This window comes from Bacillus sp. YBsi01 (assembly GCF_038406745.1).
Classification (GTDB): Bacteria; Bacillota; Bacilli; order Bacillales; family Bacillaceae; genus Bacillus; species Bacillus siamensis.
The window spans coordinates 1,269,713-1,287,490 of record NZ_CP151679.1 but is presented as its reverse complement, the minus strand read 5'-3'; the positions used below and the strand labels follow the sequence as shown (position 1 = coordinate 1,287,490).

General features: G+C 47.9%; 20 protein-coding genes. 19 read left to right on the top strand and 1 reads right to left on the bottom strand.

Annotation, left to right across the window (positions count from 1 at the left end):
- The first annotated feature begins 3 nt into the window (after window positions 1-3).
- From hisC to AADZ70_RS06355, 12 genes are all read left to right on the top strand, one after another.
- Window positions 4-1,086, top strand: a complete 1,083-nt coding sequence (gene hisC / locus AADZ70_RS06410) for a histidinol-phosphate transaminase (RefSeq protein WP_342007890.1) — start codon at window positions 4-6, stop codon at window positions 1,084-1,086.
- A 51-nt stretch (window positions 1,087-1,137) separates the two neighbouring features.
- Window positions 1,138-2,253, top strand: a complete 1,116-nt coding sequence (locus AADZ70_RS06405; protein WP_342007889.1) for a prephenate dehydrogenase — start codon at window positions 1,138-1,140, stop codon at window positions 2,251-2,253.
- A gap of 11 nt (window positions 2,254-2,264) precedes the next feature.
- Window positions 2,265-3,551, top strand: a complete 1,287-nt coding sequence (aroA, locus tag AADZ70_RS06400) for a 3-phosphoshikimate 1-carboxyvinyltransferase (RefSeq protein WP_342007888.1) — start codon at window positions 2,265-2,267, stop codon at window positions 3,549-3,551.
- Window positions 3,552-3,867: 316 nt separating this feature from the next.
- The gene (locus AADZ70_RS06395) at window positions 3,868-5,139 is read left to right on the top strand and encodes a tetratricopeptide repeat protein (protein WP_016939089.1); all 1,272 of its coding nucleotides are present in this window, start codon (window positions 3,868-3,870) and stop codon (window positions 5,137-5,139) included.
- A 73-nt stretch (window positions 5,140-5,212) separates the two neighbouring features.
- The gene (locus tag AADZ70_RS06390) at window positions 5,213-5,752 is read left to right on the top strand and encodes a ReoY family proteolytic degradation factor (protein WP_016939088.1); all 540 of its coding nucleotides are present in this window, start codon (window positions 5,213-5,215) and stop codon (window positions 5,750-5,752) included.
- Window positions 5,753-5,806: 54 nt separating this feature from the next.
- On the top strand, window positions 5,807-6,253 hold the full coding sequence (locus AADZ70_RS06385) for a YpiF family protein (protein ID WP_016939087.1): 447 nt from the start codon (window positions 5,807-5,809) through the stop codon (window positions 6,251-6,253).
- 138 nt (window positions 6,254-6,391) lie between these two features.
- Window positions 6,392-6,895, top strand: coding sequence for a ubiquinol-cytochrome c reductase iron-sulfur subunit (locus AADZ70_RS06380; protein ID WP_003153484.1), 504 nt, complete (start codon window positions 6,392-6,394; stop codon window positions 6,893-6,895).
- 1 nt (window position 6,896) lies between these two features.
- A complete protein-coding gene (locus tag AADZ70_RS06375) occupies window positions 6,897-7,571 on the top strand; it encodes a cytochrome b6 (RefSeq protein WP_003153485.1) in 675 nt (224 codons plus the stop codon).
- Window positions 7,572-7,602: 31 nt separating this feature from the next.
- Window positions 7,603-8,370: a menaquinol-cytochrome c reductase cytochrome b/c subunit gene (locus AADZ70_RS06370; protein WP_045927203.1), complete on the top strand. Its 768-nt coding sequence runs from the start codon at window positions 7,603-7,605 to the stop codon at window positions 8,368-8,370.
- Window positions 8,371-8,478: 108 nt separating this feature from the next.
- A complete protein-coding gene (locus AADZ70_RS06365) occupies window positions 8,479-9,072 on the top strand; it encodes a DUF1405 domain-containing protein (protein WP_029575376.1) in 594 nt (197 codons plus the stop codon).
- Window positions 9,073-9,139: 67 nt separating this feature from the next.
- Window positions 9,140-9,922 carry a sporulation protein YpjB gene (ypjB, locus tag AADZ70_RS06360; RefSeq protein WP_016939084.1) on the top strand — a complete coding sequence of 261 codons (783 nt, stop codon included), beginning with the start codon at window positions 9,140-9,142 and terminating at the stop codon, window positions 9,920-9,922.
- 30 nt (window positions 9,923-9,952) lie between these two features.
- A complete protein-coding gene (locus tag AADZ70_RS06355) occupies window positions 9,953-11,128 on the top strand; it encodes an oxalate decarboxylase family bicupin (protein WP_342007887.1) in 1,176 nt (391 codons plus the stop codon).
- Window positions 11,129-11,151: 23 nt separating this feature from the next.
- Here the strand turns inward: AADZ70_RS06355 and AADZ70_RS06350 are convergent, their stop codons facing one another.
- Window positions 11,152-12,024 carry a YitT family protein gene (locus tag AADZ70_RS06350; RefSeq protein ID WP_016939082.1) on the bottom strand — a complete coding sequence of 291 codons (873 nt, stop codon included), beginning with the start codon at window positions 12,022-12,024 and terminating at the stop codon, window positions 11,152-11,154.
- Window positions 12,025-12,166: 142 nt separating this feature from the next.
- Between AADZ70_RS06350 and AADZ70_RS06345 the strand changes: the two genes are divergently transcribed.
- From AADZ70_RS06345 to AADZ70_RS06315, 7 genes are read left to right on the top strand one after another with little or no spacing between them, the layout of a single operon-like run.
- Complete coding sequence (locus AADZ70_RS06345) at window positions 12,167-12,502, top strand: nucleotide pyrophosphohydrolase (RefSeq protein WP_082083404.1); 336 nt, start codon at window positions 12,167-12,169, stop codon at window positions 12,500-12,502.
- 8 nt (window positions 12,503-12,510) lie between these two features.
- Complete coding sequence (gene dapB / locus AADZ70_RS06340) at window positions 12,511-13,314, top strand: 4-hydroxy-tetrahydrodipicolinate reductase (protein ID WP_003153497.1); 804 nt, start codon at window positions 12,511-12,513, stop codon at window positions 13,312-13,314.
- A 23-nt stretch (window positions 13,315-13,337) separates the two neighbouring features.
- On the top strand, window positions 13,338-13,751 hold the full coding sequence (mgsA, locus tag AADZ70_RS06335; RefSeq protein WP_045927206.1) for a methylglyoxal synthase: 414 nt from the start codon (window positions 13,338-13,340) through the stop codon (window positions 13,749-13,751).
- Window positions 13,744-14,457, top strand: a complete 714-nt coding sequence (gene bshB1, locus AADZ70_RS06330; RefSeq protein WP_045927207.1) for a bacillithiol biosynthesis deacetylase BshB1 — start codon at window positions 13,744-13,746, stop codon at window positions 14,455-14,457. The genes mgsA and bshB1 overlap by 8 nt, the downstream gene beginning before the upstream one ends.
- Entirely contained in the window at window positions 14,454-15,587 is a 1,134-nt protein-coding gene (bshA, locus tag AADZ70_RS06325) for an N-acetyl-alpha-D-glucosaminyl L-malate synthase BshA (protein WP_045927208.1), read from the top strand. The genes bshB1 and bshA overlap by 4 nt, the downstream gene beginning before the upstream one ends.
- Window positions 15,588-15,591: 4 nt before the next feature.
- Complete coding sequence (locus AADZ70_RS06320) at window positions 15,592-16,782, top strand: CCA tRNA nucleotidyltransferase (protein WP_342007886.1); 1,191 nt, start codon at window positions 15,592-15,594, stop codon at window positions 16,780-16,782.
- The gene (locus tag AADZ70_RS06315; protein WP_342007885.1) at window positions 16,767-17,744 is read left to right on the top strand and encodes a biotin--[acetyl-CoA-carboxylase] ligase; all 978 of its coding nucleotides are present in this window, start codon (window positions 16,767-16,769) and stop codon (window positions 17,742-17,744) included. Before AADZ70_RS06320 ends, AADZ70_RS06315 begins: the two co-directional genes overlap by 16 nt.
- The last annotated feature ends 34 nt before the right edge of the window (window positions 17,745-17,778 follow it).

The window sequence follows — 17,778 nt, the reverse complement described above, 5'->3', positions numbered from 1 at the left end:
GATTTGCAGATTAAAGAACAGCTGCGGCAGCTGAAACCGTATCAGCCGGGCAAACCAATAGAAGAAGTGAAAATGGAATACGGGCTTGAGAAAGTAGTGAAGCTCGCTTCTAACGAAAATCCGTTCGGCTGTTCACAGGCCGCTAAAGATGCGCTGCATCAGGAGATTGAGCAGCTCGCGCTGTATCCCGACGGTTACAGTGCCGCTTTGAGAACGCGGCTCAGTGAGCATCTGCAGGTCAGTGAATCTTCGATCATTTTCGGCAACGGCTCAGATGAGCTTGTGCAGATTATCTGCCGTTCTTTATTAAATGATCAGACAAACACGATTACCGCCGCTCCGACTTTTCCGCAATACAGACACAATGCGGTGATTGAGGGCGCTGAAGTGCGTGAAGTGCCGCTCCGCAGCGACGGCGCTCATGATTTGGATCGGATGCTGGAAGCAATTGACGGCAAGACGAAAGTCATATGGGTGTGCAATCCGAATAATCCGACGGGGACGTATACTTCGGAACAGGAATTAATTTCCTTTTTAGACAGAGTTCCTGAGGAAATCCTCGTTGTACTTGATGAAGCGTACTATGAGTATGTCACCGCCGAAGATTACCCTGAAAGCATTCCGCTTTTAAAGCAATATCCGAATGTCATGATCCTCCGCACATTTTCTAAAGCGTACGGACTTGCCGCGCTGCGCGTCGGATACGGCATTGCGGACGAAGCGCTGATCCGCCAGATTGAGCCGGCGAGAGAGCCGTTCAATACGAGCAGAATCGGTCAGGCTTCGGCACTGGCTGCGCTTGATGACCAGGCATTTATTAAGGAATGTGTCGAAAAAAATAAAGCCGGTCTTAAGCAGTATTATGATTTTGCCGAAACCCACGGTTTAACATGTTATCCTTCACAAACCAACTTTGTGCTCATTGATTTTAACCGCCCGGCGGATGAACTGTTCCAGGCCCTGCTGGAAAAAGGATATATCGTCCGCTCGGGACAGGCGCTCGGATTTCCGACAGCGTTAAGGATTACGGTCGGTACGAAAGAGCAGAATGAGGAAATTCTGACAATTTTAGCTGAAATATTATAAGAGGTGATCAAGCATCACCTCTTTGCTCTATTAAACTAGATGAAAAAGGAAATGAGTGAAATGAAGGATACTATATTGCTTGCGGGAATCGGGCTGATCGGCGGATCGATCGCATTGGCTATCAAAAAGGAGCATCCGCATAAACGGATTATCGGCGTGGATATTTCGGAAGAACAGCTCACTGCCGCGCTGAAGCTCGGAATTATTGACGAGCGGGTTGGATCATTTACGGAAGGGGCGCAGCAAGCATCAGTTATCATTATCGCCACGCCCGTCGCCCAAACGCTGAAAATGCTTGATATGCTGGCCGCCTCGGGCATCACCCATGAACTCTTGATTACGGATGTGGGCAGCACAAAACAGAAAGTCGTCCGCTACGCCGACAAAGTGCTTCCGGCTCACTATCAATTTGTCGGCGGCCACCCGATGGCGGGGTCTCATAAATCAGGGGCAGCTGCCGCCAAAGAATTTTTATTCGAAAACGCGTTTTACATTTTAACACCGGGAAAATCAACTTCTAAACAGTCAGTAACGCATCTGAAGGAGCTTCTGAAAGCGGCAAACGCTCACTTTGTGGAGATGACGCCTGAGGAGCATGACGGCGTGACGAGCGTCATCAGCCATTTCCCTCATATCGTTGCTGCCAGTCTCGTACATCAGGCTCACCGTTCTGAAGAAGATTACCCGCTTTTGAAGCGTTTCGCGGCCGGCGGTTTCCGGGATATTACAAGAATAGCTTCCAGCAGTCCGGCGATGTGGAGAGATATTCTCCTTCACAACAAAGATAAACTGCTTGACCGCTTCAAAGAGTGGAAACGGGAGATTGACACGATCGAATCTTACGTAGAAAATGAAGATGCGGACAACCTGTTCGGTTACTTTAAAAAAGCGAAGGATTACCGCGACGGCCTGCCGATCCGTCAAAAAGGGGCGATCCCGTCCTTTTATGACCTCTATGTTGATGTACCCGATCATCCGGGGGTCATTTCGGAGGTTACGGCGATATTGGCTGATGAACAAATCAGCATCACCAACATCCGCATTATCGAAACGAGAGAAGATATTAACGGAATTCTGAGAATCAGTTTCCAGACGGATGATGACCGCAAGCGGGCGGAAATCTGCATTCAATCCCGCGCCAAATATGACACATTTTACGCTGACTGAGGTGGAAAACATTGAAAAGAGAAAAAGTGACATCTTTAAACGGTGAAATTCATATTCCGGGGGATAAATCCATCTCCCACCGTTCTGTTATGTTCGGAGCGCTTGCAGAAGGAACGACAACGGTAAAAAACTTTTTGCCGGGAGCCGATTGCCTGAGCACGATTGCCTGCTTCAGAAAAATGGGTGTCTCCATTGAACAGAACGGAAGTGATGTAACGATACACGGGAACGGCATTGACGCACTTTATGAGCCTGACAGCCTTCTTGATGTCGGAAATTCCGGCACGACCATCCGCCTGATGCTCGGCATTTTAGCCGGACGCCCATTTCACAGTACGGTAGCGGGCGATGAAAGTATTGCAAAGCGCCCGATGAAGAGGGTGACGGAGCCTTTAAAACAGATGGGTGCCGTGATTGATGGAAGAGCGGACGGAGAATTTACGCCGTTATCTGTAAGAGGCGGACAATTAAAAGGCATCGATTATGTGTCTCCCGTTGCAAGCGCGCAGATCAAATCTGCCGTGCTGCTTGCCGGATTGCAGGCAGAAGGAACGACGACCGTTACCGAGCCTCATAAATCAAGAGATCATACAGAACGGATGCTGAACGCTTTTGGCGCTGAGCTTGAGGAGACAGAGACGAGCGCGTCCGTAACGGGCGGTCAGCGGCTTCGGGCAGCTGATATTTTCGTGCCTGGGGATATATCTTCAGCGGCCTTTTTCCTCGCGGCAGGCGCTGCCGTTCCAGGAAGCCGGATTGTGCTGAAAAATGTCGGCCTGAACCCGACGCGCACAGGGGTTATCGATGTCTTAAAGCAAATGGGGGCTTCACTTGAAGTGATTCCGTCAGAAGCGGACAGTGCGGAGCCGTACGGAGATCTTGTTATCGAAGCGTCAGCTCTGAAAGCGGCAGAAATCGGCGGAGAAATCATTCCCCGTTTAATTGATGAGATACCGATTATCGCCCTTTTGGCAACGCAGGCTGAAGGCACAACGGTCATTAAAGACGCGGCGGAGCTGAAAGTGAAGGAAACGAACCGGATCGACACCGTTGTATCAGAGCTCCGGAAAATCGGCGCAGACATTGAAGCGACTGAAGACGGCATGAAAATCCGCGGCAAAAAGACACTCGCGGGCGGCGTCAGTGTATCAAGCCACGGCGACCACCGCATCGGCATGATGCTCGGTATCGCCTCATGTCTGACGGAAGAGCCGATTGACATTCGTGATACAGATGCGATCCACGTCTCATATCCGACATTCTTTGAGCATTTAGATCAATTAGCCAAAAAAGCCTGAAGACGATTCTTCGGGCTTTTTTCTTCGTGTATCATAAAGTCTTGAGCTTTGACATAGCTTGTCTTAAACAGGAAAAATAACAGGAAGGGGGGATGCGTTTTCGTTACAGAAACAGCCGGATCAAACCGCGCTGTTTGCGTATAAAGGTGGCGTCCCCTTTTTTGCCGTTTTCCTCTTCGCCATTTTTTGATAAACTAAAATGCCGGGTGAAGCATCTTATTTGCGGGCAGACCCTGTCTGAATTATGATAAGAATAACCCGAATAAACCCTTTTCATTGGTTGATGAGGTATAGGAAAAGAAAGGACCGGTCTGATTTGAATACATTGATTCAAGATGCCATAAAATTAGTTGAAGCAGGTGAAACCGAAAAGGGACTCGAAGCGCTTTCAAAAGCTGAAACGCAGCTTCATGACGAAGACAAAGCCATTGCAGCCCAGCTCTACTATGAATGGGGAAACGCAGAGAAAGCGTTAACGCTGATCAGTGATCTGCATGACCTTTATCCGGATGAGTCTGAGCTGACGAATTTTTACGCCGAATTGTTAATAGATATTGACGAAGAAGAAAAAGCTCTTGAGGTGCTGGAGACGATATCACCAGAAGACCCGTCTTACGCGGAAAGCCTTCTTTTGATGGCTGATCTGTATCAGATGCAGGGCTTATTTGAAGTAAGTGAGCAAAAGCTGTTACAGGCGAAAGCAATGTTAAAAGATGAACCTGTTATTGATTTTGCTCTGGGAGAATTGTACTTTACCCAAGGGTCATACGCAAAAGCCGTTCCCTATTACGAAGAGACGGCAAAAGAGCGGAACGAAATCGGCGGTGTAAATGTTCATCAAAGGCTGGCCGAGTCATTGAGCGCGGCGGGTGAATTTGAAGAAGCGATTTCATGGTATGAAAAAGCGGCAGCAGAACATACAGAACCGAATACGATTTTCGGGTACGGCTTCACAGCCTATCAGGCGGGAATGGTCAAAACCGCCATTAAGCAGCTTTCTGATTTAAAAGGGCTTGATCCTTCTTATTCATCGCTTTATATGCCGCTTGCAAAAAGCTACGAGGCAGAGGGCATGTATGAAGATGCATTAAAAACCGCTAAAGAAGGTATTACTTACGATGAATACAATAAAGAGCTTTTTCTCTATGCGGCGAAAATGGCGTTAAAGCTCGGGAACGAAGACGAAGGCAAAAAGCTTCTTCAGGAAGCGCTGGCGCTCGATCCGGGTTATGTGGAAGCGCTCCATACGCTTTTAGCCGTCTATCATAAAGAAGAAAGCTATGAAGAGATTATTGATCTGATTCAGGAAGTCCGCGGCTACGGCGAAGAAGATCCGAAATACAATTGGTATTTGGCGGGCGCCTATACGGGTCTGGAGCAATATGACGAAGCGAAAAAAAGCTTCGAAGCTGCGTACCTCCATTACCGGGAGGATCGGGATTTCTTATATGAATACGCTCACTTCTTATTGGAAGAGGGTCTCCAGAAAGAAGCGCTGCCGCTTTTAAAACAAGTGCTTTCAATGGATGGAACAAACGAAGAGCTTGAAGAAACAATCTTACGGATAGAGGACGAATTTTTGAGATAAGCAGGATTTTGGACCATGCTTGCTGAATGTATAAGTGATGTCAGATTATACGATCGATAGAGGAGGGAATTACATGCAGACCCCTGTTTCTGTCAATGAAAAAAAGGATTTTATCCGTTGGTTTTTAAATCATTATCAGCTTAAACGCCGGGAGTGCGTCTGGATTTTAAATTATTTAATGAGTCATGATACATTAATGGAGAAGGTCCATTTTGTAGAACAAGCTGAATTTTGTCCGAGAGGCATTATCATGTCTACGCATTGCGTTGATGAGGTGCCGTTTAGGTTTTACAAAGAAAATGTCATGACCACGGACGCAGAAAAATCTTTTCACGACATCCGGCTTAATAAGCAGCAGGATTTATTTATCCAGCTGAATTTCCGTTCGGCCTACAGCTCGCCTGAATATGCTGCTGTTCTTGAATTAAATCCGCATCTGCCGAAAGAACTGTTTGAAAATAAACAGGATCAGGGGATGGCCGAAAAAATATTAGAACATGCCATATCCACTTTCCAGCGGGAAAAGCTGCTTAAAGATATCGACGAGGCGCTGGACCGCCACGACAAAGAAACATTTGAAAAGCTTTCCCGCCAATTGAATCAGCTCACATAAATGACAGCCTTGCAGAATATGCAAGGCTTGTTGCGTAAGGAGGAGGAACCAGACATGAGATGGAGGGCCGCTGATGCCGATGTCTATTTGCAATCTGCGGATTACATTGATACCGCTGTCATTCCGTTAATTTCCATAACGTCTGCAGGAGGCTTAAAAGAGGCCGTTGAACAGGGGGAGAGCACCCAATTGCTTTCTGAAGAGCTTGAGCGCCAGTTGAAGGGACGGGTATATTTATTCCCCTCTTATACATATGTTGATATAGATCAATCACAGATCGCCCTGCTGCAAAAATTCAAAGAAGAGGTGATGACCAGCTTCCGGCATGCCTTGTTTCTGACGGCAGACGAAAAATGGAAGGACTCTGAAATAGGATCTGATGTCATCTACATACCTGCAGTCCCGTTTGAACATATGAAAGACTCTTTAAAGAGAAAAATAGCGGATGATAAGTGCGGGGAAATTTTGAACGTTTTGTTACAGAAGTGGAACAATTCCTAAAAACTCCAGACATCCCGCAAAACAGCCATTTTGCCTCTGTTGACCTTGCTGAAAGATTCATATATTATGAGGGTGTCAAATCTCAGAATTATTTTCTATTTTAGTTAATTTTTGGTCAATCTTTTAGGGGGGGAAGAGATGGGCGGAAAACAAGATATATCAAGAAGGCAATTTTTAAACTATGCGCTTACCGGCGTGGGGGGATTTATGGCCGCCAGTGCGCTTATGCCTATGGTCCGTTTTGCGCTGGACCCGGTATTAAAACCGACCGGAGATCAAAAAATGGTGCAGGTTGTCAGCGTCGATGAACTGACGAAGGAGCCGAAACGGTTTGACTTTAAAATTCATCAGGTCGACGCCTGGTACGAATCGGAAGAATCCAGGTCAGCCTGGGTCTACAAGCATGGCGATGAAATTATAGCGCTTTCGCCGATCTGCAAGCATTTAGGCTGCACCGTAAACTGGAACAATGATCCTAAAAATCCGAACAAATTCTTTTGTCCCTGCCATTACGGGCTGTATGAAAAAGACGGCACGAACGTTCCGGGCACGCCGCCGCTCGCGCCTCTTGACCGTTATGAGCAAAAAGTAAAGGACGGCTTTTTGTATCTTGGAAAAGCAAAGCCTAGGGGGGAAGGGTGACATGCTGAACAAAATTTATGACTGGGTGGACGAACGTCTCGATATTACGCCGATGTGGCGGGATATCGCCGACCATGAAGTGCCGGAACATGTGAATCCAGCTCACCATTTCTCGGCTTTTGTCTATTGTTTCGGCGGATTGACGTTTTTTGTAACCGTTATCCAAGTGCTGTCCGGTATGTTTTTAACGATGTATTATGTGCCGGATATTAAAAACGCGTGGGAATCTGTGTATTATTTGCAGAATGAAGTCGCTTTCGGACAGATTGTAAGGGGTATGCATCATTGGGGGGCAAGTTTAGTCATCGTGATGATGTTTTTACATACGCTGCGGGTTTTCTTTCAGGGAGCTTATAAAAAGCCTCGGGAATTGAACTGGATCGTCGGTGTTCTGATCTTTTTTGTGATGCTTGGTCTCGGTTTTACAGGGTATCTGCTTCCGTGGGACATGAAGGCGCTGTTTGCGACAAAGGTAGGTCTTCAGATTGCGGAGGCGACGCCGTTGATCGGAGCGCAGGTGAAAACCCTTCTTGCCGGCCACCACGATATTGTCGGCGCCCAAACGCTGACGAGATTCTTTGCGATTCACGTGTTTTTTCTCCCTGCCGCTTTGTTTGCGCTCATGGGCGCCCACTTTGTCATGATTCGCAAGCAGGGAATTTCAGGACCGCTTTAATACAGATCTGATATAAAAGGGAGGGGATGACATGCACCGGGGGAAAGGAATGAAGTTTGTAGGAGATTCAAGGATTCCGGCTGAAAAAAAACCGAATATACCGAAAGACTATTCAGAGTATCCGGGAAAGACAGAGGCGTTCTGGCCGAACTTCCTGCTGAAGGAATGGATGGTCGGAGCCGTTTTCCTCGTCGGATTTCTCGTTTTGACGATTGTGCACGAGCCGCCTTTGGAACGGGTTGCGGATCCGACCGATACGGGATATATACCGCTGCCGGATTGGTATTTTCTATTTTTATACCAGCTTTTAAAATATGAATATGCCGCGGGGAGCTACACCGTTATCGGCGCGATGATTATACCGGGGCTTGCCTTCGGGTCGCTTCTTTTGGCTCCGTTTCTCGACAGGGGATCTGAAAGAAGGCCGTGGAAGCGTCCGGTTGCGGTCGGCATGATGCTTTTGGCGCTTTGCGCTACGGTCTTTTTAACGTGGCAGTCAGTCGCGACGCATGACTGGGCGAAGGCGGAGGAGCAAGGGAAAATCAAAAAAGAAGCCGCCATTGATACCGAATCAGACGGTTATAAAGTATTTAAAGAACAGGGCTGTATTTCCTGTCACGGGGATAATCTTCAAGGCGGAGGCGCCGGTCCGTCCCTGGTCGATAACGGGCTGAGCCCGGAAGAAATTAAAAAGATCGCCGTCAAAGGGAAAGGGCAGATGCCAGCCGGTATTTTTAAAGGGAATGATAAACAGCTTGATCAGCTGGCGAAGTTCATTTCTGAAACGACCTCAAAATAACGTATTGTGAAGCGGACAATAGCAGGATATACTTTTATGAAAAGAGCTGACCGGATGTCAGCTTTTTTTGCATGATACATATTTTTTAAGGACTGAGAGTTGATGGTATTGAGGTGGATTTCTTATCTTTTAGGACGGCGCGGCATGCTTCTGCTTGCTCTTGCCGTTAATTTTATCGGTACCGCGTACGGCTATTATTGGTATTTGCCGCAGCTTGCGGACACGCCGTTCCGTTTTCTGATATTTGTGCCTGACAGCCCGACGGCGACATTTTTCTTCCTGTTCGTGCTTTTGGCATTTCTTATGAGAAGAAACGCGCCGCTGTTTGAAGCGCTTGCGCTTGTAACCCTTGTAAAATACGGGCTGTGGGCGGTCGGAATGAATATCTTTGTGCTGATTAAAATGGGGCAGATGCCTTGGGAAGGGTACATGCTGATTGCTTCACATTTCGCCATGGCCGTTCAAGGCGTTTTATACAGCCCGTATTTTCGGTTTCGGTTATGGCATCTTGCCGTTGCCGCTGTTTGGACGCTTCATAATGACGTCATTGATTATCTTTTCGGCATGATGCCCCGCTATTCAATGCTCAGTGCTTATATGCAAGAGATCGGCTATGCCACATTCTGGCTGAGCCTGTTTTCACTCGGTCTTGCATACGTTTTGGTGATTTCCAAAAGGCGGATAAAGCTTGACTTACACTGATAGAATCTTGGTCTAACCTTGTCCCGCTCTTCATATTCTGTAAAGAGAAGGAGTGGGAGGGACCTCTATGAAACGAAAGCTGACAATCTGTCTTTTGCTTGCTCTTATGTGTTTCATCACAACTGCTAAAGCTGAAGGTGAGGGCGGTCTCAAGGAACTGAACGACCTTTCGGATACCGTTTTCCAGATGACGAGGCATTCGCAGTATGATGAGGCCCTGCAAGTGCTTGGCTACTTTAAGAAAAAAATGACACACGTAAACTCACTGACCGGCGCCGAAGTCAGGCAGGTGACTCTGGGCTGTAATGATTTAGAGCGCGCCTTGAAACAGGCGGATGCCTCAGATTCCGAAAAAATTCGCGCAGCCGCTCAGTTCAGGCTTGTAATGGATGCGATGGAAGACCACTCCGATCCGCTGTGGGGTTCGCTTGAAAGACCGATTATGGCGACATTCAGCGCCTTAAAAGAAGATGTCAGCGGGAACGGAAGTGAGAATTTCAATGAAAAGTGGAATGAATTTATATCATTATATGATTTAATTTATCCCAGCCTGACAATGGATGTGTCGGCCGGCCAGCTTGATACGGTGGCGAAACATATCGAGGTGATTGAGCAGGAAGGGTTTCAGCAGATGACAAAAGGAACAAAGCTTGAGCGTCTGACGCTTCTGCAGCAGGATTTAAAACGTGTATTTGACAAGGTGGAGCGGGATGACGCTGATCCTTCGCTGCTCTGGGTCATTCTGACAACAGGCGGTATCATTATTACTGCGCTGACATATGTCGGCTACCGAAAATACAGAGCGGAAAAAAAGAAAGAGAAAAAGCGTGAATATCCTAAGTCTAAATAAACACAAATTGCTGTAAAGGAGCTAAAGCCAGTGAAAAAACTCATCCAGCAATTGGTTTCAAAACACCTCCCGCAGCCGATCAGAGGCAGAAAAGGGGCGACTGATGAAGGACCGCGGAACCTCGCGCGTGACTTCCAGAATCCTGATATGCTCGTTCCGCCTTCAACGGATGCGGGAACGATTCAAAACTTGAAATTCTCTTTTTCTGATACGCATATGAGGCTTGAAGACGGCGGATGGTCGAGAGAAGTGACGGTCAGGGAACTGCCGGTGTCCAAAAACATCGCGGCGGTGAACATGAGACTGAAACCGGGAGCTGTGCGGGAACTTCATTGGCATAAAGAAGCCGAATGGGGATACGTGATAAACGGAGAAGTCCGTTTAACCGCAGTCGACCAAAACGGGCGGAATTTTATTGACAACGTCAGCGAAGGGGATTTGTGGTATTTTCCTTCCGGCATCCCTCATTCCATTCAAGGGATGGAGCAGGGCAGTGAGTTTCTGCTTGTCTTTGATGACGGCTCTTTTTCAGAAAACAGCACCTTTTCTGTAACGGACTGGTTTGCCCACACCCCGCGCAGCGTGCTGGAGGCGAACTTCGGTGTTCCCGGATATGACTTGGCCTACATTCACAAGAAAGAGCGTTACATGTTCCAGCTGGAACCGCCTCCCCCGATTGAACAGGCAGCCGTTTCTTCCCCGGAAGGCACCGTTTTGGAGCCGTTCAGCTACAAGCTCTCCCGGCAGGAGCCTCTTGTTACCAGCGGGGGAAGAGTCAAGATCGTCGATTCAAAAACGTTTAAGGTGTCAAAAACGATTGCCGCCGCGCTTGTGGAAGTCGAACCCGGAGGCATGAGAGAATTACATTGGCATCCGAATACGGACGAGTGGCAGTATTATCTTTCAGGAGAAGCGAAAATGACGGTGTTTGCGGCGGAGGGAAGAGCGCGGACATTTAACTATCAAGCGGGTGACGTAGGATATGTTCCTTTTGCGATGGGGCATTATGTCCAGAATATCGGTGACACCGTGCTTCGCTTTCTGGAAATTTTCAAAAGCGACCGTTTTGAAGACGTCTCCCTAAACCAATGGCTGGCACTAACGCCGCAGCGCTTCGTCGAGCAGACGCTCAATGTCAGTCCGGCATTCGCCCGCCGATTGAAAAAGAAAAAATCACCGGTTGTCAAATGGAAACACGAACAGTAAAGGCGGCAAAAGCCGCCTTTTTATTATCGTCTGATCGGATTTTTATTTTCATCAAGCGTAAATCCTTCTCCGAGTACATCATGGACGTCGCTTACGGCAACAAAGGCGTGCGGGTCAACAGAAGTGATGACGCTTTTCAAAAGCACAATTTCGTTTTTCGGAACGACGCAGTAAAGAACGTCTCTGTCTTCTTTTGTGTATGATCCCTGCCCTTTTAAAACGGTGACGCCGCGGTCCATCTCATCTATGATCTTTTGCTGGATCAAATCGTTTTTCGAAGAAATAATCGTTGCCCCTTTTGCCGCATAGCCGCCTTCCTGTATAAAATCAATCAATCGCGCAGCGACAAAAACGGCTACAAGCGTGTACATCGCTTCCTTGTAAGAAAGATACGTAAACAAAGAAAGCAAAATGACGCAGGCATCAAAGGCAAACATCGTCCGGCCCATCGGGATTCCGAAAAACTTATTGATCAGCCTGGCGATGATATCGACCCCGCCCGTCGTGCCTCCGTATTTAAAAATAATGCCGAGACCCGCGCCGATAAATACACCCGCGAACAAGGCTGCCAGAGCTAAATCATGCGACAGCGGCATATGAATTTCGTAACGCTGAAAAATACTCAGAAAAACGGAAAGAGAGACGGTGCCGATCAGGGTATAGACAAACATCGTCCGGCCGAGCATGCGCCAGCCGATGAAAAAGATAGGAATGTTTAATACCAGGTTGGAAATAGAAGGGCTGATGTGGAATAACGCATATAAGAGCAGCGTAATGCCGGTAAATCCGCCTTCCGCCAAATTGTTCTGCATATTAAAGTGAACCAGTCCGAATGAAAAAACAGCGGCGCCGATTAAAATAAAGCAAATATTTTTGATTCTGATTTCTCCAAGCATTGCATCAAACCCCTTTTCCTTCCATTAGATTGCGTAAATATTATAGTGGATACAAAAGAAAACAGCAAACTGCCGTTTTTAACATTTGTCAAATGTACTTGAATTAGCTAACATGGAAGAGATGACAGGAGGTATTCGCACAGTGAGTGACAAAACGATGAAAGACTTACAAGCTGAGGTCGATGAATATATCGGCCAATTCAAAGAAGGCTATTTCAGCCCGCTTGCCATGATGGCCCGTCTCACCGAAGAACTGGGCGAACTTGCAAGAGAAGTCAACCATTACTATGGGGAAAAGCCGAAGAAAACGACGGAAAATGAGAAAAACATGGAAGAGGAAATGGGCGACGTGCTGTTCGTCCTGATCTGCCTCGCCAACTCCCTTGATATTTCATTGGAGGAAGCTCATAACCGCGTGATGCATAAATTTAATACACGGGATAAAGACCGCTGGACGAGAAAAGAAGAAGGAAAGTAGGAGAAACCATGTCAAATGAAACCATTAAAGTCGTAATCGCCGGACCGAGAGGCAGAATGGGCCAAGAGGCCGTAAAACTTGCCGTCCGCACGCCACATTTTGAGCTTGTCGGCGCCATTGACCATACATACGATCAGCAAACATTGCGGGAAGTGATGTCAGCTGATTCAGATGCTCTTATTTATACGGATATCCGCGCATGTTTCCAAGAAACAAAACCGGATGTGCTGATCGATTTAACAACGCCTGAAATCGGCAAAAAACACACGAAAGCCGCTCTTGAACACGGCGTCCGTCCTGTTGTGGGAACGACCGGATTTTCCGAAGCGGATTTAGAGGAGCTTCAAGCCTTGACTGAAGAAAAAGGAATCGGCGCCATCATCGCTCCGAACTTTGCATTAGGCGCGGTGCTGATGATGAAATTCTCACAAATGGCCGCCAACTATTTTGAAGATGTAGAAATCATTGAGCTTCATCATGATCAAAAACTGGACGCACCGAGCGGAACGGCGCTGAAAACAGCGGAAATGATTTCAAGCGTCCGTACAGAAAAGCAGCAGGGTCATCCTGATGAAAAAGAAATCTTGCCGGGCGCCCGCGGTGCTGAATTAAACGGCATCCGTCTTCACAGCGTGCGTCTGCCGGGCCTTATCGCCCATCAGGAAGTCATGTTCGGCATGGACGGCCAAACGCTGAAATTGCGTCATGATTCCTATAACCGGGCTTCCTTTATGTCAGGAGTGAAGCTGTCAGTAGAGCAAGTGATGAAAATCGACCAGCTTGTGTACGGTCTCGAAAATATTATCGACTGAATCGGCAAGGGGGAGAATATCAAATGAAAATCGCTTTGATTGCTCACGATAAAAAAAAGCAGGATATGGTTCAGTTTACGACCGCATATAAAGATATATTGAGCCGCCATGAGTTATACGCGACGGGCACGACAGGCTTGAAAATCCAGGAATCGACCGGATTGTCCGTTGAACGTTTTCAATCCGGCCCGCTCGGCGGAGATCAGCAAATCGGGGCATTAATTGCGGCGAATGCTCTTGATCTCGTCATTTTTCTGCGGGATCCGTTAACTGCGCAGCCTCACGAACCGGATGTATCGGCGCTGATCCGGCTGTGTGACGTATATGCGATCCCGCTGGCCACAAATATGGGAACAGCGGAGATTCTCGTCCGTACGCTGGACGGTGGGGCGTTTGATTTCCGCAATCTCGTGCGCGGAGGAGAGCCGAATGTCTGAACACGTTGATATTCTTGCGTTCGGCGCCCATAGCGATGATGTCGAGATCGGTATGGGCGGCACAATCGCAAAATTTACCGGGCAAGGAAAAACCGCTGTAATATGCGATCTGACCGAGGCCGAGCTGTCATCTAACGGAACGGTAAGTATAAGAAAAGAAGAAGCGGCGGAGGCCGCCCGAATTCTCGGCGTGAAAGAGAGAATCCAGCTTACGCTTCCTGACCGCGGGCTTTTGAAAAGTGAGGACAGCATCCGCTGGATTGTCAGTGTCATCAGAGCATGCCGGCCGAAAGCCGTTTTCATGCCTTATCCGAAAGACCGCCATCCGGATCACGGCAATGCGGCGGCATTAGTCGAAGAGGCGGTATTCTCAGCGGGAATTCATAAATATAAAGATCACCGGGAACTGCCGGCTCACAAGGCTCAAAAGGTTTACTATTATATGATTAACGGATTTCACCGTCCGGACTTTGTAATCGACATAACGGAAACCATCGATCTGAAAAAAGAAAGCCTGCACGCCTATCAAAGTCAGTTTATTCCGACGGCGCAGTCAGTGAACACACCGCTGACAAACGGTTATATCGAAATGGTGGAAGCGCGGGAAAGACTGTATGGCAAAGAAGCCGGGACGGGGTATGCCGAAGGTTTCTTTTCAAAACAGCTTCCCGTTTTGAATGATGATGTTTTTGGGGGCGGACAATGAGACCATTAAAAATAGGGATTACATGCTACCCGAGTGTCGGAGGCTCGGGTATTATTGCGACGGAACTCGGCAAGCTGCTTGCGGAAAAGGGGCACCAGGTTCATTTCATCACATCAAGCATCCCGTTCAGATTAAATACATATCATCCGAATATTCATTTTCATGAGGTGGAGGTCAACCAATACGCGGTATTTAAACATCCGCCTTACGACCTTTCACTGGCGAGCAAAATCGCTGAGGTTGCCGCAAGGGAAAATCTTGATATCATCCACGCGCACTATGCGCTCCCGCATGCAGTATGCGCTTATCTCGCCAAACAGATGCTAAAGCGCGACATCGGCATTGTTACGACGCTTCACGGTACGGACATTACCGTTTTAGGGTATGATCCGTCATTAAAAGATTTAATCCGGTTTGCCATTGAAGCGTCCGACAGAGTGACCGCTGTATCAACCGCGCTTGCCGGGGAAACATATGATTTAATCAAGCCGGATAAAAAAATTGAGACCATTTACAACTTTATTGATGAACGTGTTTATCTTAAGAAAAATACAGAGAGTATAAAAGAGAAACACGGTATTTTGCCGGATGAGAAAGTCGTCATCCATGTTTCCAACTTCAGAAAGGTAAAACGCGTGAAGGATGTTATCCGTGTTTTCCGTAATATCGCAGCCAAAACAAAGGCGAAGCTTCTGCTTGTCGGCGACGGACCGGAAAAGTGCGTCGCTTGGCAGCTTGTCGAGAAATACGGCCTGCAGGACCAAGTGCTGCTCCTCGGAAACCAGGACAGGGTGGAAGAACTGTATTCCATCAGTGACCTTAAGCTCCTTCTTTCTGAAAAAGAAAGTTTCGGACTCGTGCTTCTGGAGGCGATGGCCTGCGGTGTGCCGTGCATCGGAACGAATATCGGCGGAATACCGGAAGTGATTAAAGATCAAGTAAGCGGTTTTCTGGTGGAAGTCGGCGATATTCAGGCGGCTTCTGAAAAAGCGCTTGCCGTTTTAGAAGACAAACAGCTCAGCAAACGTTTGACTGACCATGCGCTGAAAATGGTGGAAACCGCCTTTTCTTCGCAACGAATCGTCAGTCAGTACGAACGGATTTATGACGAATTGGCAGGACCGGAGTGATCTTATGGAACAGGAATTTGTCAAAGCCCTCCCCATCCTTCACCATCTGATAAAGGCGGGCCACCAGGCCTACTTTGTCGGGGGAGCCGTCAGAGACAACTATATGAAACGAAAAATAGGTGATGTAGACATCGCGACAAGCGCTTCGCCGGATGAGGTGGAGCGCCTCTTTGAGCGGACCGTCGATGTCGGCAAAGAGCACGGCACCGTAATCGTCTTATGGGAAGATGAAACATATGAAGTCACCACCTTCCGCGCCGAATCAGAATATAAGGACTACCGGCGCCCTGAAGCCGTCCGGTTCATTACATCTTTAGCAGAAGACTTAAAGCGGAGAGACTTAACGATTAATGCAATGGCGATGTCTGCCGAAGGAGAATTGCTTGATTATTTCGGAGGCGTTCAGGATATCGCGCAAAAGCTGATCCGTACGGTCGGGAACCCTGAAGACCGTTTTCGGGAAGACGCTCTGCGGATGATGAGAGCCGTCCGGTTTATGAGCCAGCTCGGCTTTCTGTTAGAGAAAGAAACAAAAGAGGCCGTCATAAAAGACAGGGAGCTTTTGGCGCACGTATCAGTAGAACGAAAGACCGTCGAGTTTGAAAAGCTGCTTGTTGGCGCATCTTCAAAAGAAGCGATTCAAACAATGGTGCAGACAGGTCTGATACAAGAGCTGCCCGGTCTTTCCGGTTATGAGAAGCAAATGCTTGAAGCGAGCGGATATCCGTTTTCCTCCTTAGATACGCGCGAAGAACGCTGGGCAGCGCTGTTATTATTTCTCGGTCTTTGTCCGAAAAGCGCCGAACCGTTTTTAAAACAATGGAAACTGCCGGGAAAAGTCATAAAAAAAGCGGTGCAGATCGTAAGCGTTTATCCGGCGCAGCTTGAAGCCCAGGCGATGTACCGGGCTGGAGATGCGCTGTTTTCAGCCGTTAAAATCGAAATGCTGAAAAAGCATAAGACAGTTGATGAACAAAAGCTGAAAGAGATTCGAAGCCTGTATGAGCAGTTGCCGATCAAAAGCCTTCGTGATCTCGACATTTCAGGCGCTGATCTGATGGAGCTCAGAAACCGCCGTGCGGGTAAATGGATTGCCGAAGAACTTAGCCGGATTGAAGAAGCGGTATTGGCAGGGAAGCTCTCCAACCGAAAACATGACATAAAGGAGTGGCTCGCATCATGGGATCAACATTAAGAACCCGATTAATTGATTTATTTTCTGAGGCGGGTGACGGCTTTATCTCCGGGCAGAAAATAAGTGACGTGCTCGGCTGTTCGAGAACCGCCGTTTGGAAACATATAGAAGAGCTCCGTAAAGAGGGCTATGAGGTTGAGGCGGTCAGACGAAAAGGGTACAGGCTCATCAAAAAACCGGGGAAACTCAGTGAATCTGAAATCCGCTTCGGGCTGAAAACAGAAGTTATGGGCAAACAGCTGTATTACCGGGACGTCCTGCCGTCCACCCAAAAAACCGCCCATGAACTGGCCAATGACGGCTCGCCTGAAGGGACACTCGTAGTTGCCGATAAACAAACGGCAGGCAGAGGAAGAATGTCCAGAGTGTGGCATTCTCAGGAAGGAAACGGGATTTGGATGAGCCTCATCCTGAGACCGGAAATTCCTTTGCAAAAAACGCCGCAGCTCACCCTGTTATCTGCCGTTGCGGTTGTTCAGGCTATCGAATCCTTTACCGGTGTACAGCCCGCTATTAAGTGGCCGAATGATTTAATGATTCACGGCAAAAAGGCCGTCGGAATCTTAACTGAGCTACAGGCGGAAGAAGACCGTGTCCGTTCGGTCATTCTCGGCATCGGAATCAACGTGAACCAGCGGGAAACCGATTTTCCCGGCGAGCTTCAGGACATTGCGACAAGCCTCAGCCTGGAAGCCGGCGAAAAAATTGACAGAGCGGGTCTGATACAAGAGATTCTGCTGACTTTTGAAAAACGCTATCAGGATTATCTGAAGCACGGCTTTACACCGATTAAGCTGTTATGGGAAAGCTACGCGGTTGGATTGGCGAGTGAGCTCAGTGCGAGAACGCTGCAAGGGACGTTTTACGGGAAATCGCTCGGCATTGATGATGAGGGGGTCCTTCTTTTGGAAACGAAAGACGGAATAAAGAAGATCTACTCTGCCGATATTGAGCTCAATTAATCTTAGTTGGTACAAGTCTCGTGAATTTGGTATA